At 40.0% G+C, this 23,317-nt stretch carries 21 protein-coding genes; 14 read left to right on the top strand and 7 right to left on the bottom strand.

The window, feature by feature from the left end:
- Positions 1-27: 27 nt before the first annotated feature.
- The 9 genes from R7P74_RS17785 to R7P74_RS17745 all read left to right on the top strand — a co-directional run bounded on the left by R7P74_RS17785 (position 28) and on the right by R7P74_RS17745 (position 8,555).
- A complete protein-coding gene (locus R7P74_RS17785; protein WP_025633960.1) occupies positions 28-348 on the top strand; it encodes a hypothetical protein in 321 nt (106 codons plus the stop codon).
- Positions 338-790, top strand: a complete 453-nt coding sequence (locus R7P74_RS17780) for a hypothetical protein (RefSeq protein WP_138058892.1) — start codon at positions 338-340, stop codon at positions 788-790. Before R7P74_RS17785 ends, R7P74_RS17780 begins: the two co-directional genes overlap by 11 nt.
- A complete protein-coding gene (locus tag R7P74_RS17775; RefSeq protein ID WP_138058891.1) occupies positions 739-1,614 on the top strand; it encodes a hypothetical protein in 876 nt (291 codons plus the stop codon). Before R7P74_RS17780 ends, R7P74_RS17775 begins: the two co-directional genes overlap by 52 nt.
- A gap of 366 nt (positions 1,615-1,980) precedes the next feature.
- Complete coding sequence (gene recA, locus R7P74_RS17770) at positions 1,981-2,979, top strand: recombinase RecA (RefSeq protein ID WP_044129452.1); 999 nt, start codon at positions 1,981-1,983, stop codon at positions 2,977-2,979.
- Positions 2,951-3,571 carry a hypothetical protein gene (locus tag R7P74_RS17765; protein WP_148299822.1) on the top strand — a complete coding sequence of 207 codons (621 nt, stop codon included), beginning with the start codon at positions 2,951-2,953 and terminating at the stop codon, positions 3,569-3,571. The genes recA and R7P74_RS17765 overlap by 29 nt, the downstream gene beginning before the upstream one ends.
- A gap of 136 nt (positions 3,572-3,707) precedes the next feature.
- The gene (locus tag R7P74_RS17760) at positions 3,708-4,610 is read left to right on the top strand and encodes a hypothetical protein (protein ID WP_025633967.1); all 903 of its coding nucleotides are present in this window, start codon (positions 3,708-3,710) and stop codon (positions 4,608-4,610) included.
- 11 nt (positions 4,611-4,621) lie between these two features.
- Positions 4,622-6,094: a S8 family peptidase gene (locus R7P74_RS17755; RefSeq protein ID WP_077202322.1), complete on the top strand. Its 1,473-nt coding sequence runs from the start codon at positions 4,622-4,624 to the stop codon at positions 6,092-6,094.
- Positions 6,095-6,215: 121 nt separating this feature from the next.
- Entirely contained in the window at positions 6,216-7,721 is a 1,506-nt protein-coding gene (locus tag R7P74_RS17750) for a 3'-5' exonuclease (RefSeq protein WP_025633969.1), read from the top strand.
- Positions 7,722-7,757: 36 nt separating this feature from the next.
- Positions 7,758-8,555, top strand: coding sequence for a hypothetical protein (locus R7P74_RS17745; protein ID WP_025633971.1), 798 nt, complete (start codon positions 7,758-7,760; stop codon positions 8,553-8,555).
- Positions 8,556-8,769: 214 nt separating this feature from the next.
- Here the strand turns inward: R7P74_RS17745 and R7P74_RS17740 are convergent, their stop codons facing one another.
- Positions 8,770-9,024, bottom strand: a complete 255-nt coding sequence (locus R7P74_RS17740; RefSeq protein WP_203347291.1) for a hypothetical protein — start codon at positions 9,022-9,024, stop codon at positions 8,770-8,772.
- A 474-nt stretch (positions 9,025-9,498) separates the two neighbouring features.
- Here R7P74_RS17740 and R7P74_RS17735 point away from each other — a divergent pair, with 474 nt between their 5' ends.
- Positions 9,499-10,749, top strand: coding sequence for a hypothetical protein (locus tag R7P74_RS17735; protein ID WP_025633975.1), 1,251 nt, complete (start codon positions 9,499-9,501; stop codon positions 10,747-10,749).
- Positions 10,750-10,856: 107 nt separating this feature from the next.
- On the opposite strand, the gene R7P74_RS17730 is transcribed toward R7P74_RS17735, so the two are convergent.
- Positions 10,857-12,146: a Y-family DNA polymerase gene (locus R7P74_RS17730; protein WP_025633977.1), complete on the bottom strand. Its 1,290-nt coding sequence runs from the start codon at positions 12,144-12,146 to the stop codon at positions 10,857-10,859.
- On the bottom strand, positions 12,136-12,840 hold the full coding sequence (locus R7P74_RS17725; protein ID WP_054574980.1) for a S24 family peptidase: 705 nt from the start codon (positions 12,838-12,840) through the stop codon (positions 12,136-12,138). The genes R7P74_RS17730 and R7P74_RS17725 overlap by 11 nt, the downstream gene beginning before the upstream one ends.
- Positions 12,841-13,509: 669 nt before the next feature.
- Between R7P74_RS17725 and R7P74_RS17720 the strand changes: the two genes are divergently transcribed.
- From R7P74_RS17720 to R7P74_RS17710, 3 genes are all read left to right on the top strand, one after another.
- Entirely contained in the window at positions 13,510-14,442 is a 933-nt protein-coding gene (locus R7P74_RS17720) for a hypothetical protein (RefSeq protein ID WP_025633980.1), read from the top strand.
- Entirely contained in the window at positions 14,432-14,863 is a 432-nt protein-coding gene (locus tag R7P74_RS17715; RefSeq protein WP_025633982.1) for a hypothetical protein, read from the top strand. The genes R7P74_RS17720 and R7P74_RS17715 overlap by 11 nt, the downstream gene beginning before the upstream one ends.
- A gap of 235 nt (positions 14,864-15,098) precedes the next feature.
- A complete protein-coding gene (locus R7P74_RS17710; protein WP_025633983.1) occupies positions 15,099-15,983 on the top strand; it encodes a hypothetical protein in 885 nt (294 codons plus the stop codon).
- A 635-nt stretch (positions 15,984-16,618) separates the two neighbouring features.
- Here R7P74_RS17710 and R7P74_RS17705 read toward each other — a convergent pair.
- The 4 genes from R7P74_RS17705 to R7P74_RS17690 form a co-directional block, all read right to left on the bottom strand.
- Positions 16,619-16,930, bottom strand: a complete 312-nt coding sequence (locus R7P74_RS17705) for a hypothetical protein (protein WP_025633984.1) — start codon at positions 16,928-16,930, stop codon at positions 16,619-16,621.
- Between the two features lie 74 nt (positions 16,931-17,004).
- Entirely contained in the window at positions 17,005-17,526 is a 522-nt protein-coding gene (locus tag R7P74_RS17700) for a hypothetical protein (RefSeq protein ID WP_025633985.1), read from the bottom strand.
- 15 nt (positions 17,527-17,541) lie between these two features.
- Positions 17,542-20,157: a DNA topoisomerase gene (locus R7P74_RS17695; protein WP_025633988.1), complete on the bottom strand. Its 2,616-nt coding sequence runs from the start codon at positions 20,155-20,157 to the stop codon at positions 17,542-17,544.
- Between the two features lie 2 nt (positions 20,158-20,159).
- On the bottom strand, positions 20,160-20,765 hold the full coding sequence (locus R7P74_RS17690) for a transglycosylase SLT domain-containing protein (RefSeq protein ID WP_025633990.1): 606 nt from the start codon (positions 20,763-20,765) through the stop codon (positions 20,160-20,162).
- 118 nt (positions 20,766-20,883) lie between these two features.
- Here R7P74_RS17690 and R7P74_RS17685 point away from each other — a divergent pair, with 118 nt between their 5' ends.
- Positions 20,884-23,127 (top strand): ATP-dependent helicase, encoded by a 2,244-nt coding sequence (locus R7P74_RS17685; protein ID WP_025633991.1) that lies wholly within the window; start codon positions 20,884-20,886, stop codon positions 23,125-23,127.
- Positions 23,128-23,317 lie beyond the last annotated feature (190 nt).

Below are 23,317 nucleotides of genomic sequence, written 5' to 3'. Positions count from 1 at the left end.
CTATTATAAAACAACAGGAGGCTTCCTATGGTTGCTGCAATTGCTCTTCTTCCATTACTTGGTGTTATAGCGGCTATTTTTTGGGGGTTGAATATGTACTACACACTCGTTCCTAACTGGTTAATTCCAGTAGTGTGCGTCGTGGTAGTCGCCTCAATATTCCAAATTAAGGTGACATACAAAGAACTAAATGAATCGGAAATAGATAGTTTTATTGGGCGGTTCTTGTTCTCAATACATCGAACAGTTCGACAGTATATGAGAGCGGCATTTATGCCAGTTGTACCTGATTTTAGTTTTGTAAAACAAACCCTCAATATCATGACGAAACGAAAAGATGATGAATAAGAAATTAATGTTAGCTGTAATGTTGAGCGCCTCCCTTTTCGGTTGTGCTCAAAATGATAGTCTTGATCCAGTATTTGGTTTTACTGGTGAATATGGTGCTGGTGGTACAAGAATCCCTAATAATCCAGCATACTTAGTTGATCCTGGGTTAACTACTGAAACTGAACTATTTAAGATATTCGGTGAGCCCCAACTAACCCAAAGTTTCCCATGGGGTAGAGTAGTTACTTATAGATATTGGGAAAATAAAATTGGGTTGCCGATGTATGAAGAGTATGTTGACTTTGTTTTTAACGATAGAGGTTTCCTTGATAAGGTGGCAACCTATTCTCAAAGGGGCTCTAAGCGGGTTGAAACAAATCAATCCAAAATGATAGAGAGAGAAGAAGAGTGTCCAAGTCACTACACAGTGTGCCAGTCATACGAAAACTTCAGTCATTAGAATCCTCACTTCATGCGTTTGCTCACTCCTTAGAGCAAACGTACTTTAACGTTCAGTTAAACAATCCCTCTGACATCAAACCAATTAAAGCGGTCATTAGAGCTATAACGGCGATCACTTACGATGAATACCAATCAGGACGAGAGTTAAACCAGTTACCTGGAGTGGTCTTCATTCCTGAAGATGTAGTTCCCAAATTACTAGAAGTAAATCATGCCAAAAAGGCATTTTCAGACGCTGTAAAAGAAGCTAAGGCCTCGAGTAAATGCAAAAGCAATACTGCCGCATTGAATTATGTAAGAAAATTATTAACAGAGATAGGCATGCAAAGGGTTCACTTTAAACAATGTGAACGCTTGCTGGTGGTAGAAGAGGCGCTACCTAAAAAAATAGTTTTTTATAACGAATCAAAAGGGTGGGGTAACCAAAAGAAATACTCAAAAGAAGAAGCGCTTGAGTTAGCTAAAGAAATCATTGATAACGGTTCTGATAGCTTTGACATCGTTTCTAAGAAAATTGCAGAGATTTCTGATTCGGAGTTTCTTGTGCACCGGACGCCAAGTCCAACAAGTATTAAAGCGAACATCACTAGATATGTACCAGGAGTGGGAGAGAAAAGTCATTCAAGAGTTGCTTCGTTACCAATATTTGTTGTAACTACCGATATGGATTCAGCGAGAACGGTACTCATTGGTTCTATGGTTTCGATTGAGTCTACCCCAAAGTCTAAAAGACTGGGGTCTAGTAAAGCTCGTAGTAAGTTTGAAGAGCAACCCTATATCTCAACTTTGCGTCTATATCGATATAAGCCCGAATATAGATAGAAAAATTTACAAACCAATCTATAATATATGATATTAAATTGGAGGGTTAGAGATGCACAAGCGTAGAGATAATTTGCAAAAGACGATACTCATTGTTTGGTTTCTGTGTTCTAGCATTGTACTTGGGATTCAGCTATTACCTAGCCCAATTGATAATGCAAGTGCAAGTCAGATAGAGTCAAAAGCCGGAAATCTGGAGCCAGATGACAGCCTGATCAATCTGGATACAATTCTTACCTATATGCCTACCGAAGTACCTCATTCCAGAAATAAACAGTAGCTATAAAATGATTTAATATGGTATTAAATACCATTGACAAACACTTTGCTCAACTATAATATATAACAAAACAGAGCGAGGTAGTTATGGTTACAATAGCTAGCAATAACAGCAATCCTTCACCTAAAAGCGTGGCTCTTGCTGCTGCTTTAGGGCAAATTGAAAAACAATTTGGCAAGGGTGCTGTGCAAAGCCTTGGGGGCGAAGCAACAACTAACAATCTTGACATCGTATCTACAGGCTCACCTAAGCTTGATAAAGCTTTAGGAGTGGGCGGGTTAGCGCGAGGTCGTATTCATGAAATTTTTGGCCCGGAGAGCTCCGGAAAGTCGACATTGGCATTGGAAGTCATTGCTGAAGCACAAAAGAAAGAAAGTATTTGTGCCTTCATTGATGTTGAGCATGCGCTTGATCCTGGATATGCCAAATTAATTGGCGTTAATAGCGAAGAATTGTATGTTTCGCAGCCCAATAGTGCGGAGGAAGCTCTGTCTATTGCAGAAACTCTTGCTCTATCGGGAGCAGTAGACATTATTGTTATCGATAGTGTCGCAGCAATGTGTCCTAAAATGGAGTTAGAAGGAGAGATGGGGGCAGCTAGTATGGGCCTTCATTCGAGGTTAATGTCGCAAGCATGCCGGAAGCTAACAGGTATTCTAAAGAAAACGAATACCATGGCTATTTTCATAAACCAAATTCGTTTTAAAATTGGTGGTTTTGGAAACCCTGAGACAACAACAGGTGGAAATGCTTTAAAGTTCTACGCTACAACGCGAATTGATATTCGCAGAACGGGGAGCTATAAAGTCACCGATTGTACAATGGGTAATGAAACCAGGATTAAGGTTGTCAAAAACAAACTTGCCCCTCCATTTAAACAAGCTGAAACCAAAATATTGTTTGGTAAGGGTTTCGATTACTACGGTGAAGTTCTTGATTTAGGCTTAGATGCTCGAATTATAGACAAACGTGGTACTTGGTACCTTTACAAAAACCTTAAGCTTGGGCAGGGCAGATTGTCAGCGACAGAGGCCTTAGAAAACGACAAAGTCCTTCTTGAAGAGATATTATCTCGGATTAATTAGATTAAGGTATGTTGCGGGAAAACCGCAACATAAAGGCATAATGTTATTTAGTGACTTTCAGAAAAATCTAGACAAATTACCTTTTGATGAATTGCAATCACGGAGAAAGGGGCAGTCTGTACGCTCATTAGCTTATTTTCTTGGCTCAAATGAAGTCGCGATTCAAAAGTACAAAAATAATCCCGACGAACCTGTAAAGGAATCGCATATTCGATGCGTTGATTTTCTTTTGAAAATGCCAAAAGAGCAACAGATCCACATTCTATCTCAGAGTGTAAACAATCCTATCTTAAGCGTTACAGAGTCACAGCGCTGTAAAGTGAAGCATTATGATGCTCTGGAGAGTCGTCTCCTGAAGCTGGGTATGTCGAAGTTAGGGGTGTATTCATTATTGGGTACTCGTAATAGCGTTGTGGATAACGCACGAAAAAAAGGCGCCATGTCAAAAGGCTTGGCAGCGATCGTTGGGTTAACGAGTCGATTTAGTAATGATGAGCTCTTGGAACTAGCTGTCGAATACGAGACATCTGAGCGAAAATTGCCCGCTTTGAAAGAAAAGCTTATGAAAAAGCATTCTAAGTCCTCAACTTAACGACAAAAGTTGAACTGCAAGCTCAAAACGTGAATCTGGATAAGGATAATCTGAGAGCAATCAATAAACTAGCGAAATCGCTGGTTTATTTAGAAAACTAATCTATGTCATTTACGTATAAAAAAAAGGATTTGAAGTGAAAAACTACTTAGCACTCTCGATTTTAGTAGTCCTATCTGGCTGTGGTGGTGGCGGAGAAGGTGGTGGCACCAATAGCAGTAGTGGCGATAAGTCACTTGTACTTACTGTAACAGATCCAACTCAATCACTAGTGGAGAATGGGGAGTCAATAACCGTCCAATTAGAAACAAACTCAAAATCAGATAACTACACTCTTACTGTAAGAGATCCACAGTCGGTTCTCAATCAAATTCCTCTAAGTGAATATGAAAAAAATATTCATTGGTCTGTAAATAAATCGAATTTAATTCTTTCAGCAGATGAATTACTTAAGTCTTCAGGTGATTTGAGCCTCACACTGACACTTGAAGATGGCAGCGAGCAAATATCTACGAACTTTAGCCTTGATATTGTTAACACAAGTCTTAATGAGCGTCTTGAAGTCGCTTCAACGTACATCGATAACAGTGAAGAGATTAAGCAGTTTTCGGAGCTACAATCACTCCAACATGCTTATGAAAAGGTTTTTTTATTGATGGGTCATGGTCAGCTCCCATTTACACCCGAATTTGATGAGCAGGTATACCTGGACAAACTAAACGACATCAAGTTGGCAGTAAGCAAGGTGCATAATGGTGGTATAGAGACTCTACTTGTTAATCCATTATCAAGTTTTGAATCTGAACTAAACGCAAGCGCTAAACAATACATAGATCATCTGAACAAGATTGCCGCAAAAGAGAATAGCCTGAGTGTACTCCCAGCAGTGGATTTCAATGCCTCTTCGACAGGCTATTCATTCTTTAAAGGTAATGTGAACTACGGTCAGTTTACTGAACTGTCAGTTTTCAAGTTCAACCCTGAATTTCAGTTTGTTGAAAATTTAACTGACCCTACTTACGGCAATTGCAGCATTTAAGGACAAATAGAATGAACAAAATCACCCTATCTCTACTAATTAGCGCTGCAGTTTTTAACGGTTATGCTCATGCGAACATTGCAGAACCTATCTTATTTAAAGGAGTCGATCCTTTAGCGATGTCAGACTCAACTGGTTACCACCAGTCACAGTTAAATACCTATTGGGCAGACCAAGACTTACTTAAAGGGGCGAATAGTATTTCTAAGGCCAGAGATACTGCAAAAACCAATAACGTGACACGTGTGGGTGTTATAGATGGAGGCTTTTTAAATACTCCAGAGCTTCCTTTTGTTGATGGATATAGTTTTATCGGAACTGAAGGTTACACAGCAAATTTTGACACACCGATATCTGACCGTGGTGAACACTGCGATATAGGTCATGGCAATATGGTTGCATCACTAATTGGTGCCAACCCTCAAGGGGATGGCGTAAAAGGTGTAGCTGATGTTGAATTGGTTGCAGCTCGAGCACTGAAATGTAGTGAAGCAAAAGTTGAAGACTTAACTGCTGCAATCAAGTGGCTGAGTGGACAAGAGGTTCCTGGTGTACCGCTAATTTCAGAGCCAGTTGATGTTATAAATATGTCGTTAACGTTGCGGAACACAATGTGTGGTGGTGACGTTCAAGACGCGATTCGAGTAGCGCAAGATAAGGGGATTACTTTTGTGGCAGCGCAAGGGAATCGAGGCGTTAATTATGAAACAGGGTTACCAAAAGATTGTCCCGGTGTGATCGGAGTAGGCTCAAACCAATTAGATGGATATAAGTCTGGGTTTTCTAACTTTGATGTTAACGTAGACATTGTTGCTTATGGTGACCGCCTCTCATTGCCGACAATCGTTGATTCGAATAATGATGGAGCTTTGGACTACACCGAAACGGCTGGAACGAGTCTTTCGACACCTCTAGTAACGGGCACAATTGCACTAATGCTCAACGAAAGTCCCGATTTAACTCCTACAGAAATCATTACCATTCTTAAACAATCGACAGGCAAACCAATGGTCGGTGAAGCGGGAAGTGGTTTTCTTAATTATTCTTGTGACAATGGATATTGCGGCTATGGTGTTTTGAATGCATATGAGGCAATGCTTCAAATGAGAAAGTTGTCAGAGGAAGGGGTAGCGTTAAAAAGTCCACTAGCTGGTGAGTGTGATGTAGAGTTTTACTTAGATACTCTCGGTGGTTCTATTGATGTTTGTTCAATGGGGGAGTTTAAGTTAAATGATCATGTCACTAGCGATAACACCAAAATAGAAGTTTATAAAGTTTCAAGCCTTGATTCATTAGATGTGGCAGGTGCTGAATTAGTTACAGACACTACAAATGGAAAACTTATGCTTCCAAATGTGGGTAATGAGCTCTTTGCCTACCGTATGTGTGAAAAGAACTTCGTTGATGAGTACCATTGCTTTAGCGATGAATTAACGCCACTAACGGTTTCTAATCTCGAAAAACCTCACCAATGTAATCTCTAGAAACTGAAATCTAACTAATTGATAAACCCTGGATATTTTCCGGGGTTTATTATATATGATAGTTGACTGCTTTTTGTTTTGCTGTCACAATATACCATATTAAAACGGCTTTGGGGGCAGAATGAAACCAACGTTAGAACAACAAAACGTCATATACAAACCTGTTAGGCTTGCTGTGATCAAAGCGCTTGCAGGAACTGGTAAAACTACATTATTTAGATTGTTCGCGAATGCATATCCAGAGCTAAGAATGCTCTATATTACTTATAATCGTCCGATCGCAGATGCCGCTAATTTACCTCCCAATTGTCTATCACTCACTGGCCATCAGTTAGCATATCAATTCGTAGGAAAATACTACCGCCACAAGTTTGCAGAAAACCTCAGCATGGGGCTGATTAGAAAGCACCTCAGGTGCGACTGGTCCATCGCAAACGGGACTATGGTTACTTTAGAAAACTATTTTTGTAGTGAAGACCAAGAAATAGAAAAAAAACACGCTCCATACAACCCCAAAAATAAAAAATCATTGGATATTCAAGAGCAGCTAGTTTCTAGTGCCAAGCAAATCTGGAATGAAATGCAGTTATTGGAAAGTCCGGTTCCCATGACGCACGATGGTTACCTAAAAGGTTTCTCTATTGCCCAAGTAGATTTGAGCGAGCATTTTGATGTGCTACTTGTAGATGAGGGGCAAGACCTTAACCCTGCAGTGAGAGCTTTTATGAAAGCTCAAACTAATATGAGAGTCTATGTATGTGGCGATGAGTCGCAACAAATTTATCGTTATCGCGGTGCCGAAGATGCACTGAAAGTTCAAGAAAATAGTGGAGCCGAAGTTTTCTCATTAACCCAGTCATTTCGCTTCAATGAACAGGTTGCTACATATGCCAATGCCTTTCTGAACCAACTTGGTGTTCATGAACGGCTTAAGGGGACCGATAATGGCATTATCGAGTCTGTTTTAACTTCAGAAAACGATTTAGATGAAAATCTCCAGATAGCCTATATCAACCGTACGATCGTATTAACGATTGAAGTCGCGATAGAAGCTGACGAACGTGGCAAGAGCATTTACTGGACTGGAGGTTTTAATAACTATCCATTTAACGAGCTCTTTGATTTACTCTACTTGAAGCTAGAGCAGTACGATAAAATACGCTCACGTGACTTTAAGCGTGATTTTACTACATTCGAAGATTTCGTAGAAGTTGCAAAAAAAACGAAAAACATCGATATGGCTAGAATCCTCAGACTTGTCTCTAAATATGATACTGGTTTGTTTGATATTTATGAGAACTTGAAGCGTTCTAAAGTGGATAATATTGAGGCTGCTGAAGTTGTCGTAGGAACTTGCCACAGAACGAAAGGCCTAGAGTTTGACCAGGTGGTGCTAGGGGATGATTTTTGTGACCAATTGAAATTAATCGAGCGTACAGAAGACGAAATTCGAGATGAGTTGAATCTAATGTATGTCGCCATCACAAGAGCCAAGTTACGATTCGTAGAATCCCATCCGTTTCATTCTGTACAACGTTGCTCACAAAACATTTTTGAACTGGCAAGAGAGTTTCAAAAGAACAAAAGAAGTAGCTCAGGCCGTTTTAAAAAGAGACGCCAATCATAATTCTATCGAGATGAGTAAATTAGGAGAAGTAAGTAAATGGCACTATTTGACAGAGAAACGAGAGAGTTGATAGAAAAGTTGATCAATCAGGTTGATGTTGATCTTCGAACCGATTTTAGTATAGGTATCATTTCTAGTGAAAATGAATATACATCTGTCCTAACTGCAGAAATTCGTAATAGGATTAATGCTAGGCTACCGTTAAAATCAGCTGCATTTTCACAGAAGTTGAAATCAAATGAAGAGCAAGCATGGGGCGTTGATGCTTGTGTTTTATTGATTGATTATGACAAGGGAGTCGGGAAACTATGTTTGTTTGAAGCAAAAAGTGATCGGCCAAATTGGGACTATCTGAAACCTAATTATCAACCACCTATCTCTCACTTTTCATCTCAGATAGCCCGTCAGGTAGCACCTAACAAACAAGGATTTGTTGTATGGGAGCAGTTTTATTCCAGCAAACCAAATGGTACACCTATAGGTGACCGAAATCCTAAGGGGTCTACCTGTATTCTCCATCATCTTGCATTCTACCATAATGGTACACCTCCTAATCCGAAAGTTTGGACTGATAATGATATTGATACCCTTGCTCGTGAGTGGCAAAAGGTATCCACAATGGGGGGCCTAGTAAATACGGTTTGCAAATGCAAATTGGGCAAAAGTTTCGATGTTAGTAAACTAGAAGAATTACTCAGTGAACGTATACCTGTGAGGCATATTTTGTTTTTAGAAGGGGGCCGGGCTGTCACAGAAAAAGATAGCTATCATTCTATTGCAAAACAATATCAGGAAAGGTTCCCAGACTATAAAGAGAGCACTGGTAGGCAGTAAGTGCTGATTTATTACTTGGTTTTTTTATCTTAGGTGATTGCTATAACAAGAGCATAATGATTGAAATTCCCTCAATTAGTTAAGTAGACTCGCAAAGTGTAATTCGAACTTTTCCAAATTAGTCAGTTGGTCTTCTCACTTAATGACCAACTGACTAAAAAATAATATGGACTGGATGGCATAGCTTTTGGGGTGCGTTCAGCGTTAGACCTGATTACCTAAGCTTACTGAGCCCGGCACCTAAATGAGAGCCTACTTGTCTTAACTTTTCCTCTTGTTCATGTACCGTGATTTCCAACAACTCACGTTCATTTTCAAGCATGTTGATTCTGTCTTGGCAGTCTTCTACAGCATCGTCATACCCATAGCCGTACATCCTTGCCCCAGTCACTCTGATTAAACCGACTAGCTTTTCTTGTTCGTCGATGTACTTCTCATACTCAGTACTTTGATTATTTACTAAACCCATATTCCCTCCGCTTCATTTCTCTTAGCCTTGTTCGCCCTTGCTCATCGCCAAAAGCCATATCAAACAACTCTCTGGGCGCGAGCTCTTGTACAGTAACTTGTGGTTCTTGACCTGTCTCAAGTTTAGACGTTCGCTTTCCCTTAAAGGGGAGCACATTTGATTTCATTAGTTCTCCTTAAATTGCAATGATTTACCTTGAATGAATGAAACCAATTTATCTTATGGAAAAGCCGTGGACAGTAGCACAAACGCATTAATTCTTGACCTTGACAATTCGTTGAGATTATGGGTGTGAAATGTGTCTGTGATATACATAGATTCCATTAAACAGAACATATTGAATATAAAGAATTAATTTCCAGTTTGGTGTTAGAAAAGTCATAACCTAACGGATCAGTAACTCGATAGGAGTCATTGAAAAAAAAGGTAAATTAGATTAGGTTTGAACTTGTTTTTTTGTTGGAAGTGTAGGTTGTGTCTAGAGAGCTAATTGCCGGATTTAAAAGAAGTTCAGAAAGCAGTTGTTGTGACTTTATTTGCCAAGAGGCTTACAGAGAAGCAATATGCGAGCTTTATCCTGAAGATGTAGCAATTTATAAACAAGCATACGGTCTTCTTCTGGATGCATCTAAAACATGTTTAGAAAGGGTTGAGCTTGAAACTGCATTCTCAGTAAGTGACATAGAACCAGACAAGATCATCGATGGTCCTTTTCATGCATTTGTGTTTAGCGACTATTATTTTGATCTAAACCATTCCGATCGATTTTGGGTTAAAGATATCACTCTGTGTTTACAGCATGAAGTAGAAAGGGCATTAGAGGCTGAGAATTGGGAGGGTGAGAATTTAGAGCAAGAGCTGCAAACAATATCACCTGATTTGGTTAGCATTGCTCAGATGATTGATGAGCAATTTGTCACCGCATTGTCTCCTATTCGAGAATATAAAAACACCTTTTATCACAGGTATTCGCCAACACTTTTCTTTAGTATTTATGATTATAGAGAAGCCTTGCACTACTTCCACCTCCCTTTTGAGAAAAAGAGTGAAGGGCTTTGTTTTTACAGTGCGCCATATACGCTTCATCAGTTCTATCGTGAGTCTTTTGGTTTGGATAACTCTACCAGAAAAAAACTGGTTCCAAAGGAAGCTTTATCTCGGACGTTAGCAAATGAGGAAAGACAATTTACAGTTGAAGAAGAGCACCTCTCTGCTTGGATGGCTCTTGAGTTTTGCGGTTCATCAGACAAAGTGGAACTTATTGATTGGGTCAATATGAGTGTTGATGTTTCTAGGCCTCTTTCCGACAATGAGATAAAGTGGGTAACGGCATGGTTTAAACAATCCCTATATGCCTCTCAAGCAAATAATATCCGAGCTGAAATACAATGCGCTACTTCAATAGAAGAGATTATTAATCTAAACAAGCTGCTAGAATCTATCGGGGGCAGGAAAATAGATGAAACAATAAGTTTGTATCAGTCCAACAACCTTAATTCTCCTCCACGCAGTAAGATTAAAAACTACCTTTGTGGAATGATTTTACACCAAGACCGTTCAATCAACCCTAAAAAACTAACCTACACGGAGTTGGAACAAAACCTCGCTGCTGAACTTTCTGACCTAGGGTATGGCATTGGCTTTTCCGATGAGAGCATTCGTCGCGGATTTAAACTGTATAAAGAAATGATTGAAAAGCAGAAAAAGCGTTACCTTAATGCTTAAACTCGTAATAGGGCAGAAGCAATATAGAACAACCTGTCAGATTTTATCACCCTCAGGAGACCAAACTGACAGATTGCATTCTCACTAATTCACACAACCCAATACATTCAGATACACTTAACCTCAAGTAGCTCATTAAAATCGCTGAAATAATTCTCCAGCTCTAGCAACTTTACATTCCCTGGTCGCTCTGAGTACCGCTTTGTACGTGCTCCAAATTCTATTGTTCCTTTCCCAAAGCGCGTATTAATGCAGTCGATTGCTTTGCTTAATTTATGGTTATTAACATCATGTTCAAATAGATCTGCTTGCTTGTGCTCTGCGTCGATTAAACTAGTAAGGCCAACTCCAACTTTATAAATGCGCGTTTTTGTCGGTTGAGTAGGAATAAGGTCACCCTGAATAGCTCTCAACGTCTTTAGACCTACAGAGGTATCGCATACACCGTAACTTAAGTGTATGCTCCGGCTAGCCTTAAACTGCTCCTGAGGATCGTCATGTATGGATGTGGACACAAATGCTGTTATAGCCAGGGCTTCTGATTTTTGCGCTCGTAACTTAAAAAATGCTTCTGCAAGGTGAAGAGATAATTCCGACATTATGGACTCCCTTGATTGTAAGCGGTCCCGGTATGAGCTGGTGGACCAAATTTGTTGCTTCTTAGGTCGTGTGTCGTTCCAATTGTAGACAGGTGTGCCATTTAACTCATGGACCGTGTTGGCGACGGAAATCGAAAAGGCTTTTTGCATTTTTTTAGGATCTTGGCGAGCTAAATCTAACGCGCTATAAATGCCCATATGAGAAAAGTGTTTAGATAGCTTCCTGCCTACGTTCCAAACCTCTGAAACAGGTACCTTTTCTAATGTCTGAATCAAATTGTCTTTACTAATGACAAATACACCGTTACTACCCTGAAGTTTTTTGGCTGCAAACGAAGCCAGTTTTGAAAGAGTTAAACTAGGACCAATCCCGACTCCTGTAGGAACCCCCGTTGTTTTCCAAATGTGTTCACGCCAACGCCAAGCTTCGCTTTCCAGGTCAATGCCATTCTTCAGTAGCTCCGTAGTCTCCACCCAAGATTCATCGACGCTGTAATGAAAAATGGGTAGCCCCTCGGAAACATCTATAAGTGATTGCTTAAAGTTCCTAGATATCTGCCCTAAGGTATTAAAATTACACTTAAATATTGCGCCATGATGCATGGCAACTTTAGAGTCGATTTCCCAAATAGGAGAGAACTTGGGTATCCCAAATTCCTTTATATTTGCTCCGGCAATACTAATACCTTGGCCTGCTGACACGAGTACTGGTTTCCCTTTTAAACCAGGATGAAATTGAGCACTACTGTGCGCATAAAATCCCGTTCCGTCTATTAGTGCGAATGATTTAACGGCCACGAAGTTCTCTCCGGTAAATTCGGATAGCCATAGAGACACAGCCGTAAATGCGAATTTCGTCACTTGATGATAGATAAACAGATCTGAACTTTGGGTTGTCGCTGTATGCTTTTTTCAGTCTTTTGTTCAACCTCTTACATACCAATTCACCATTTAAAGCCATGATAACGGGATGATCTTCTTTAAATGAGAGGCTGCGGTTAAGGAGTAGCAAATCTCCGTTATCAATGATTGGTAACATAGACTTACCGTTTGCACGCATCAATACACATGTATGTTGTTGCTCAGGAGGTATTAATAACTCATGAAGGTCGAACTCTTTCAATGAGTTATGTATAGGTATCGAATGGCCTTTTCTGTACCAATGAAAACGAGCAGATACAACGCCTTGAACTACAATATCTTCTTGCTTTTGTATCTCTTGAAATGACACAAGAGCGTTTTCGCCAAGGTATTCAACCAAAATACAGTCGTTTGCTTCAGGTTGTAGGCTTGAGTCAACAAGCAGGTAATCGCCATCTGAAATACCGAAGTAAGGTACATCTTGATGAGCAACAGTTAATTTGGTTGCGCTAGGATGATGAACTAGCTGTTTTGACAATGACAGGGATTTACGGACACTCCCGCTTGTTGGGTCTTCAAAGCCTGTTATGCCGCAATTTATTGACTGATCAAATATTTGTAAAACACCCATTTTAAAAACACGTCTGACTGCTGTATGTATATACAGTAATTATATATCCAGCTATGTACTGGTGCAATGTAAGGAAGAGCATGAGCTATTGGGATGGTTAGATGGCCTGGTGCACATCTGTGAACCATAGGTTTTTGAGTATACGATTCATGAGCAAGGAGAGACACTGTAATTGCACTATAGATTCGAGTAGTAAGGTATAAGCCCGGTGGTATGGTAAGGTTTTGTAGCACCATAATGCAGCGTTAAAAGAGAAAATGGAGGCTTCATTGAGCGTAAAAAAAGACAATCACTTTTTACCTGAGATGTATCTAAAAAATTGGTGCAACGAGCAGGGTAAGGTATTCCACTATAGGAAAGTTGTTCAACACGAGAATGTGCCATTATGGAAGGACTACTATCCATCAGCGATCGGTTACCATACACATTAAAGCAACTCAGTGGTCTGAGATGAATAGTATCGATATCATAAATTACATACCAATTTGGGAACTATTCTTTAAAAGCTTTCTACTTGAGTTCAAGTTGATGTGATTTAGGTTTCAATGTGAACATTTAACTAGCCATAATGGCTTTTCTGGCAGTTAAAGCGTAAATCGGCATTGTTGATAATGATAACGTATTGAAAATATTGATATAATCATATTTTTATAGTGTAAGTATGATCCTATGAGATATGAATCTGCCCCTGTTACCCCAGAAGAAAGACGAGAAACCACAAAAGAGCTCTTCGCTCGTCAGCAACGAGAGCGTAGAGCTGAATTAACTCCTTCAGCAAGCGATGAAAAAAGATGGGCAGAAAATCGTGAGAGGGTTCTTAGAGATAGAGAAAAAGCAGGGTTAGGACCTACTTCTCTAGGATTGAATGCTCCTCAGCTTCTCAGTGACTCAATAGGATTACAGTGTTCACTTGGGGATGAAATGGCTAAAAACCACCAGCATGTGTTAATTACAGATTTAGAGGATGCACATAAAATATTACATAACGTTTGGCTGGAGTCTGGTAAGGATGTCGCTGCTATCGCCTTGAGCATTAACACCGCTAAGTCTTGGTTCAATCACACAGAGCCTATGTTTAATGCGATATCAATTGCTAAACAGTTTGGCGATCTAGGCGTTAAAGCTGATTTGGTAGAAAGTCGAGGTAAATTATTTGTCGCATTTTCAGGGACAAACGAGAATGGCAAAGTGCTACGGCATGCGTTTGTCAATGGTACTCGGCTTAATATGAATGGTAAGAAGTACCCTCTAAATTCATTTAAGTCGGTGCAAGCAGGCTTTAGTCCTCAATCTAGAACTGCAAACTTCAAGGGTGCGGGTGCCTTAACCTTTGTGGTGTCCGCTAGTCTAGCCACCAGCGACTTAGTTTTTAAAGACGACTATCACTTAGTGGATTGGTTTGGCAATGTAGGTGCCGATATGTTCAAATTCATGTTGCAAACAGCAGCTGGTGAAGTTCTGTTATTTGCTACGGCAGCTCTGGGAGCTCCCGTAATGGTTGGTGCGCTATTTGTTACAGCAACATATGTCTTAATTGAGGTTGTTTGGGGTGAATACAAAGTTTCTAATCAAGTCGTAAGGATGCTTGAGAATGTCACATAAAACAAGATTACGTTTGGCTGGTATCTTTGTTCTTTTGTTTGGGATAATTTGTTGGGGCTATCCATCTTATGTAGTCTATAGAGACTATCTTGAACTATTGAATAAAGCTGACACTGTTCAGCTATCCGTTCTAACTCTGTGGGTGCCGATTGGATTATTAGGGGCGTTAGGTTGTATTTTTTTTATGGCCCCAAAAGCTATGTTGTGCGGAAAAAAAATTAATGAAGTTTACTCTCAAAGCGCAATGCAGCTAGCTAATAAAATCTGTGTTTATTTTGCCTTGGCTGGTGTAGCCTTTGCCGCTGGCTGGACGTATCACTCAATTGACCTCTTACAAAAGTATGGGTATGTATACAGTCGAGATTTAACCAATATCACTCCTACGGGAATACATTTGAAATACGTTAGAGCAACTCATTGACCAAGAACGTCTCTAATCCTCACTAAGAACTCTTCTAACAAGCGTAAGCTTACTACTTACGCTTGGTCTAATTCCTTCCGAGAGCTCCTCAACCTAATCGGCTATCTAGAGCATAGACACGAAACTATGAACCTCTTAGTTGACTGTGGTTGAGTATCGCGCTCATTATGCATAGAAACGAGTACAATTTGGTAACCTTAAGCTTTAAAAAATTGTTTACTAGGAGTGGTACAACATGGATAAAGAACTATCTGGGGTAGAGAAGCTTCGTGATGGGGCCAATTATCTTCGCAAAGTTATCGGTATCAGTACTGAATTTCTTAGCTCAATACAGAAAAGAATGGGGTCTCCCAAAACTCTCTTGGATACTTTTGTAAGAGTATACTTTTCTACCTTTGGTTGTATTTTGATCGGGGTGTATTTCGTGATGATGATATTAAAGCCATGGTTTGATGGTGGTGGAAATTGGTCATATGTCCAAGAAGTTTGGTCTCATTGGCAAACTCTGAATGCAGCAATGATTGCTTTTACAGCAAGCTTATTGGCGGTTTATGCAGCTAAATATCACGAAGAACAGAATCGAGAGAGCCAACTTTTAGCAGCAAGAGCATTGTTACCTCAAACTCTGTCTGACTTAACTAAATACACAACTGAGATGGCTAGCTTCTACACCGAATCAATTGAATTTTGGAAAGGTATGCCGAAAAGAACAGGTAAGAAGCCTGTACCACCGAAACTAGATTTGGCCAATACAACAGCCATATTCACAAAATGCATGGAAAACGCAGACATAGATGTTGTTCTGGTAATGGCAAAAATACTAAGTAAGACTCAGTACTTATCCGCTAGAGTAGAAAATGAATATGAGAATAAGCAGTCGAGCCGTAGGCCTAGTTGGAGAGAAGATGCGGAATATCAACTAGTTGAGCTGGGAGTATTACAAGCTAAGGTAAATAGAATGTTTGATTATGGTAGATATTTGCAAAGTAAACTTGACCTCTCCGAATTTAAAAGTGATGAAATAGCCCAAGGTCTTTTAAACTTAAAGATTTCTCGAGCCCAATACCCAAATGTGTATAAGAAGTTAGAGCACACGGACTTAACATTTTTGTCTAAATAATGTACACACCTTAAGAAGTGTGTACATACAAATGGATTAGTCTCTAAAAAACTCGACTAGATACATTAACCCTTTGATACATATGTGTGGATTGAGTTTGAATACCGAGACCATTGCTTTCCATACTCTCATAATCAGATAGATAAACCTTTGTGGGTACATATTAATCACCATTAACTATTGAACAAGAAAATTGCCAAATAGGCTACTGGTGATCTATAGTCTCGTGTGTCAGGTGTCGAGAATGATACCCAGCAGCCATAATGAGTAGTTGCAGCTACTCGATTTGGCTTCTCTCTTAAACCCTGCCTATGGTGGGGTTTAAGTGATTTTGAGCTCCAGTTTAATATCACGAAAGAAACTAAGCACAGCTACTATTTGCTTCCATGCACTGAACTACTTGAGCTCACGGGTATCAAGATAGTGCGATAAAAAAAGTTTATCAAGGTGCAGTTCGAGGATCATTTGTGGATAAATAGCAAAATTCAAAATATCAGTCAGTGAACACTAACTAACTGAATAAGACCCTGTCTATAAGTCCAAATTACGGTTTGTTAATTCGATTTAGAAATAACCGCACCTAAAAATATTTATCTTGACAATTAAGAAACCACCCAAAATATAGTTGTGCCGTATTAACTACCTTCAGATGGGGGGCTTACTCTCTTAAACATAAAAGGATAAGGTGTGAACGCATCCCCTTTTCCTACATTTGGTCCACTCACTTCCCAAACCCCTTCGAACTCACTCGGTTCCTCGACCTTTAGGTAGTTATTCGGGTTTTGTTCCACATCATCTTTTGAACGTTGTGAAGGTGTTGGGAGGAAGTGAGCAAGCTTGCGATTTTCAATCTTAGGCGGGTTCAGAATAAACAGGCTACCGCTCTCATCTAAGTAACCTTCCACGTTCCCAATGTTTGTTTTTAATATCGTAGTCACCTTGTGCATAGATCTTCCTAGTTAGTTGATTTGCCAATACTGATAATGTCCTCCAGCATTTAACACCATTAACTCTAAATCTTCTATCCTTGGATATCTTCTTTAAATTCCCATCTCGGTGAGAATCGGAACTCTACCGACCAGCAATCTGAGGAGATAATGAAAGCTTTCCATACAGCTAAAGGGTATTGGCCTGATGCTCGGAAATTATTCGTGAGGTTATTTCTGACGAAACGGATCAATCTATCAATCTGGTCTTCGCTTGCTGTGTCGAAGCTAAGCGTAATAGAGAGATTGTCATAGTTAGGTATGTCGGCAGAACCTCTAAAGTCTAAATTAAGCTCGTCTACAAGTAACTTTAGTTCGGTTAAGAAGCTTTCGAACTTTTCCTGGTTGGTCTCCGCAAAGACTGACTTGGCGAACGCAGAGATATTAGTGTGATTGTCCACTAATAAATCTTCCCCATTAGCATGGAGAAACCCTCTTATCATCGGGACTAAATCATCCGGTGCTAAAACTTTTTGGTCATTATAAAAGTCAGAAGTTAGGAACGCCTGTTTATACTTTTCGAGAATATTATACCTTTTGAGAATATCATTCATCATATCTACTTGAACCCCTTATTTTGATGCTGTAGCAATCATTGCTTTCATACGGCTAAGTATGTTTTTTGCTCTTTCGTCATTTTCTAATTCACTAGCAGGAACCCTAACGTTTAGCTTTTTAGCCAGCTCGTTAATAGCAGCAATAGTCTTTTTACTTGGTTTCTTAATACGTTTTGCCTCTTCTACATATTTAGATAGTAATTTGGCGTTACTAATCGCTTGAGAAGGAATTTTCAGGCCAGTCTTCGATTCCAACTGTTTTGCGTAATCAAGAAACTTTTTAGATGGAGTACTTGGGACATCATCTTCGTGAACTTTTATAAATTCTAGAGCTTTACCAAAGTCAGTCATTTTAAGCGCTGGCGGCTGGATCTTTTTGAAAGAGCATATTTGTGAAATCTTTCTTCGCATAGCGTCAGTTACCAACCAAGGGTGCTCTCGTAGCCATTGCCTCGCTTTAGCCTCACTTGCTAAGGCCTGTCTGGGCATTGGTAGTCCGAGCCCTTTACAACGCTTCTGAAGTTTATCTTTGGTTTGGTTTGAAAGTGGCATGTTAGGATTCACACCGTCTCTTGGTGTTTTATCAAACAGGTTTTTATTCAGGAAACCTATTAGCTTTTCAGTATTTTCAATTTGAGTGTTTATAAATTCCAGAGACGCTGCTTCTGCTTCTCGTTGAGGGAGTTTACTCATGTCAGAAAGTTTGAGTTCCCATTTGGCAGTAGTACCAGGGCTTTTATATGAATCAGGTAGTGCCTTATACAATTCAATCCCTTTTGGGGTGATATCAATCGAAGGGTTTTTACCCTTGCTAGTATACGCTACGAACTCACGCATTAAGATAGTTGCGATTTGAGTTGGCCTAGTAGCTGGTGTCCCAATGCCTTTTGATTCTTTGAGTGAATTCCTAAGAATAGGATTAGGCTCGAATTTTGCCGCATGGTACATCGCAAAAAGTAGTGAGGCCTCAGTGAAGAGAGGGGGCTTAGTTGTAGTAGACTCCTTTAGCTCAACATCTGGAATTGAAACATTGCTTTTGTCTAAATCGTTTAAGCTGATAGTTTGGACGGTCTCTTTACCTTTAAAGTAATGTTCCCACCCAGTTTCTATACAAGATCGCTTTGTGATCTTGAAACTAGATACCGGTTCTCCAAAAAGCCCATGGGTATCGAATTTTAAAACCCCTTCTTGAACTAAATATTTTGATGGAGGTAAATGTGCTTGCAAGTAATGCGACGTAATTTCTTCAAAGACCTGAAGATCTAGCCCCTGTAGCTCTCCTGGTTTAGGTATAACAACAGGAGCTAGAGCATCGTGTATTTTATCTCCTGGCGTATAGCAGCTTGGTTTGAAACTTGCGCAGGTATCGTCTTGTCCCGTTTGAATGGCAGCGATTTTAAGGGCGGCTTGGCCAAATTGGTCCCATTTTGCTAGTTGAGTACATTTGTCCGCAATATCCCTAGGGTTGTAATCTTTGTCAGAAATCTCTTGTTCTTCACCTCTTGGGTAAGTGATAAAACCAGAATCGTATAGGCGTTGTGCTGCATTGAGGACATCAGTGGCACTAGCGTTGCTAATCAGACTCTGTAGTTTGGTCAGTGATAAAGGCTTTGGTGGGGCAGAAGTCGCCATACTTTCATTTATATCTAAATCCAATATGCACGCTTGCTTAAGCCTTTCCGTAAAATCCATCATAATAGATTTGTCGATATAAAGAGGTTTAGGTCTATTGTTTATGGTTAACTCCTCGACTTCTTCCTCAGACATATCAGGCGATATTTTGGATGCTAGATTTTTTTCATCCCACTTTACGCCAGGGATAGGGGAGTCATAGTCGGAGTCTTTTATCTCTGGAAGGTATCGGCCTTCAAAACTTACAGCGCCGTTACACCTGATCAGCGGTACCGGACGAAAGTGAGTTACAGATTTAAAGTTTGCTCTTTCTTGATGACGATGGTAAGTAAAACCTACAACAGTCGACTGAACTCGACCAACAGATGTCGTTGAGCTTTTCTTATCCCCTGAGCCTAGGTACTTTCCAAGCATTCCCCTTCTTGAGTAATAAGTGTAGGTGGCAGTTAGAACCATGGCTGCGTAATCTGCCATACGACGACTAGACCCAGCTAAATATTCGCCGTAGTATTGAGATGCATCGACCATTTCATCGAAAGAGGTTTGTATTGCATCCTTGGATAACCCCTTTGTTAACCAAACTCGTTTTAATGGGCCATCGTATTTAAGGAAATCTAAAATGCTACGGTATATGACTTCACCTTCTCGGTCTGGGTCTGTAGCACCAATGACTAAAGTCGCTTTGTCGACATACTGTTTAAGTAATTGGATTCGCTCTCCTGGTTTTCTTGCCGGGTATCCGTCACGAGCTGGTATGTCCGGACAAACTTTATAAGGAACCTTGCGAGGGATGCGTTCGTGAGTACGTGGATCGTTCCAACTGAAGTTCTGTATTTGCTCTGTAGGGGGAGACAGTTCGAGGAAGTGACCTGCGGCATACCAAAGGATCAGTTCTTGCCCTTTGTAGAAGCCTGAATATAATCCACCTTGCTTTCTAAGATTCAAAGCTGATGCGATCTTTTCAGCTTGAGAAGACTTCTCTGCAATAGCGACCCACATGGCTATTCTCCTAGTTTATTGACTGCGTGTATTCGGTGAGAAATCCAACGACCATACTCAGATTCAATATCAGCAAAGTGCTTCATTGCTTTCAGGCGGTACGAGTAATGAAAATATTTATTGTCTGAAGTTGCATATCGATGGTAGTTAGCGAGGCCTTTAAAAATGTCATTCGTTGCGTTTAATCTTCTGGCCAGAATGACACCACCAATAAATAGATTTGCACATACATCATCTCTGACGTCTTCCCAGTTTATAGTCACACCAAGCTTACGAAACTCTTGATCCCAAACCTTAGGGTTAACTTGTATTATTCCTAAATCACCAGAACCGTTCTTGGCTTTCTGGTCAGCTCCTGGCCAACCATTCTCGCTTCTCATGATTGTACGTATGTATTTAGGATGTATATTGTTTAGCTTGCTAGAGATTAAAGTACACTCTTCAATCTCACCTTTGTAAGTAAGAAGTAAATCTCGTTTACTTTTCCACGGCATGGCTTTGTACAGCCCCGTGTCGCCATGCTCTATTACATATTCGTAATAAGACCTTTCCGGTTCTTTAAGTTGCTCAAGACCGTCAGCTGCTGTTACACCCAAAAATTCAAACATAGACGCAATCCTCCGTTAAATGAAATATATCATTTAGCAACAAAAAACAATAGACTAAAGTTGACTTTGAGGTTGAATTAAAATACCATATATAAACACTTAAATGGGAGGGATGAGAATGAAATTAACCGCGAGTCAGTATGAAGGAGTCAACACGACTGGAGTACCTTGCATGATTAATGCGGGGGCAGGTAGTGGTAAGACTCGCGTTATTGTGGAGAAGGCCGCGACATTCATTGAGTCAGGCTTGGAACCCTGTCGACTTTGTGCCATAACCTTTACCAAGAAAGCTGCTGCGGAAATGTTAGAGCGTCTTTACTTACGTATAGGTATCAAAGCTTATCAAGCTGTTATCTGTAACTGGCACTCCTTTGCACTAAACCAAGTCATAAAACCTGCCATCAAAAAGCAACACCCATATTTTGTAAAGTGCGGTTATACATCGAGTGACTTAGTTATCTTGGATGAAACTGAGTCCCTTACACTAATAAATGAGTCAGCTAAGAAAACATTATCGAACTCAGACTATGAGTTCTTAAAAGAGCACGGTGGTGCAAAGTATGTTCAAAACTTCATGGGGCTATCCTTGTCCTATGGTCGTGGTCCTAAGTCTGAGTTCGAGCACCAGTCCAAAACCAACCCAAATCTGACTTTTGATGAGAAAGCCTTGTTAAGCCATTGCGTTTGTATCTGGAAGGTCTACTACAGACGAATGATTGAGCTGAATGCTATTGATTACGACCACATTCTCGTCCATGCGGTAAAAATTCTCACACATGATGTAGGTTTTAGAACCTGGTTGCAAAACCAGTTTAAAGCAGTACTTGCCGATGAGCATCAGGATGCTAACCCAGTCCAAGGCTTATTGTTAAAACTTATTGTTGGTCAAGGCAATAACCTAACTATGGTTGGTGATGAAAAACAAAGTATTTATGCTTTCAGGGCTGCAGATGTCGGTCAGTTACTAAATGCTCAAAAAGAATTCGGAGACATGAAGATTGTTCAGATGGGAGAGAACTTTCGATCAACTGAACAAGTTGTAAATGTGGCCAATGCTATTGCTGACTTAATGCATGAAGACCAAAAGGTTACAGACGGACATATGATAGCAATGGCAAATATTCAGGGTGATAAGCCAATTGCCCGACAATTTGCCAATGACAAGGATGAGGCAATTACGACAGCCAATGAGATTAAACAGGCTATCGAATCTGGTGAATTAAAACCAGAAGAAATTGCCATTCTGTATCGTTCAAAAGTAATCAAAGACCCAATTGAAGCTCAACTTATTGAGCATGGGGTAGAATACCGAGTTGTTGGCGACAAGGATTTCTTTGATAGTAAAGAAGTAAAGGACTGGAGTGCATTCCTACGTTTCTGTGCTAATGAGAAGGATGTTATGGCTGCTTCACGTGTCATTGATGCAGCAAGCCTTAAAACTAAGGGCGTAACTATGCGCCAAAAGCTCATTGATAAAAACCTAACAGTTATTGAATACTGTAAGTACATGACCACGTATGGAACTGTAAAATCTCAAGATAGAAAGCTTGGATTTGCCTCTTTGTTGGAGTGCCACTCAATTATCAAAGAAGCATTGTTCGAATGCGGTTCAATCACTGACTTAGCAAAAATAAATAACTATGAACTTAGTGATTCTGAACTGAGAAATAAGTGGGGAGAAGTACTTTCTGGCTTAGAGGAAGGTTTGCATCAAATCTGGGTCGAGCTGTTCAAACCCAAAATTATAGATAACGCTAAGAAGAAGTATAAAACTCAAGAGATGACAGCAGAAGTAATCTCAGAAGTTAATAAAAGAGAGCAAAACGTCATTACCTTAACAAAGCGCCTTTTTGCTTTCACTGAGGTTCATGGACACTTACATGATTGTATCAAAGAACTTAACATGCTGGTGGATTCTGGTGAGCAAGGGGCTAGTGCGGTTCAGTTAATGACAGAACACGCTAGTAAGGGCTTAGAGTTTAAGCGTGTATATGTCATTGGCTGCGAAGAAGAAGCACACTTCAAAGGTAATGAGAAAGACAATGTTCATGAAGAGCTTAGGCTATTCTATGTGGCCACCACTCGTGCAGAAAAGGATCTAATTTACTCATATGCACAAAGGCGCTTAGTTCACGGTGAGTTCAAGACACGGAAACCTCTACAATTTCTATGCGCTCTTCCAGTAGACCTTCTTTACTGGGAGTCTTCAATATCACCCAAAGTAGCGTATGAAAAAAGTAATAAAGAAACCACTACAAAACGAACAGGAAATCCTATTCAAATGCTGGCTAGAGGACAGTTACCACACCCCAAGCTAACAGTAGAGGTAAAGGAAACTAGAATCGAAGGATTTAAAATATAGGGTTAATGAGGGAATCAGCACTTGTAGTATGGTGAACGATACCTAGCTAACGTCACCATATGTTTTGTGGAGAATTACATACATTCAACATCTATTGCTGTTTGAAACTAACTAATAAATAGAGGCCTAATGAGCGACTGGTTACCTTGTAACTGATGGTTTAATTGCATGTCGAAAGAAACTAATGCAA

The sequence above is a fragment of the Vibrio sp. 2033 genome (assembly GCF_033339735.1).
This window is presented reverse-complemented; position numbering and strand designations above follow the sequence as displayed.

Excerpts from the sequence above, each read along its gene's own strand:
- R7P74_RS17700 (WP_025633985.1), bottom strand. The coding sequence starts at position 17,526 with ATGATGAATGATATTCTCAAAAGGTATAATATTCTCGAAAAGTATAAA.
- R7P74_RS17705 (WP_025633984.1), bottom strand. The coding sequence starts at position 16,930 with ATGCACAAGGTGACTACGATATTAAAAACAAACATTGGGAACGTGGAA.
- R7P74_RS17740 (WP_203347291.1), bottom strand. The coding sequence starts at position 9,024 with ATGGGTTTAGTAAATAATCAAAGTACTGAGTATGAGAAGTACATCGAC.
- R7P74_RS17715 (WP_025633982.1), top strand. The coding sequence starts at position 14,432 with ATGTCACATAAAACAAGATTACGTTTGGCTGGTATCTTTGTTCTTTTG.
- recA (WP_044129452.1), top strand. The coding sequence starts at position 1,981 with ATGGTTACAATAGCTAGCAATAACAGCAATCCTTCACCTAAAAGCGTG.
- R7P74_RS17695 (WP_025633988.1), bottom strand. The coding sequence starts at position 20,157 with ATGTGGGTCGCTATTGCAGAGAAGTCTTCTCAAGCTGAAAAGATCGCA.
- R7P74_RS17710 (WP_025633983.1), top strand. The coding sequence starts at position 15,099 with ATGGATAAAGAACTATCTGGGGTAGAGAAGCTTCGTGATGGGGCCAAT.
- R7P74_RS17685 (WP_025633991.1), top strand. The coding sequence starts at position 20,884 with ATGAAATTAACCGCGAGTCAGTATGAAGGAGTCAACACGACTGGAGTA.
- R7P74_RS17780 (WP_138058892.1), top strand. The coding sequence starts at position 338 with ATGATGAATAAGAAATTAATGTTAGCTGTAATGTTGAGCGCCTCCCTT.
- R7P74_RS17720 (WP_025633980.1), top strand. The coding sequence starts at position 13,510 with ATGAGATATGAATCTGCCCCTGTTACCCCAGAAGAAAGACGAGAAACC.
- R7P74_RS17755 (WP_077202322.1), top strand. The coding sequence starts at position 4,622 with ATGAACAAAATCACCCTATCTCTACTAATTAGCGCTGCAGTTTTTAAC.
- R7P74_RS17785 (WP_025633960.1), top strand. The coding sequence starts at position 28 with ATGGTTGCTGCAATTGCTCTTCTTCCATTACTTGGTGTTATAGCGGCT.
- R7P74_RS17690 (WP_025633990.1), bottom strand. The coding sequence starts at position 20,765 with ATGTTTGAATTTTTGGGTGTAACAGCAGCTGACGGTCTTGAGCAACTT.
- R7P74_RS17750 (WP_025633969.1), top strand. The coding sequence starts at position 6,216 with ATGAAACCAACGTTAGAACAACAAAACGTCATATACAAACCTGTTAGG.
- R7P74_RS17745 (WP_025633971.1), top strand. The coding sequence starts at position 7,758 with ATGGCACTATTTGACAGAGAAACGAGAGAGTTGATAGAAAAGTTGATC.
- R7P74_RS17725 (WP_054574980.1), bottom strand. The coding sequence starts at position 12,840 with ATGGGTGTTTTACAAATATTTGATCAGTCAATAAATTGCGGCATAACA.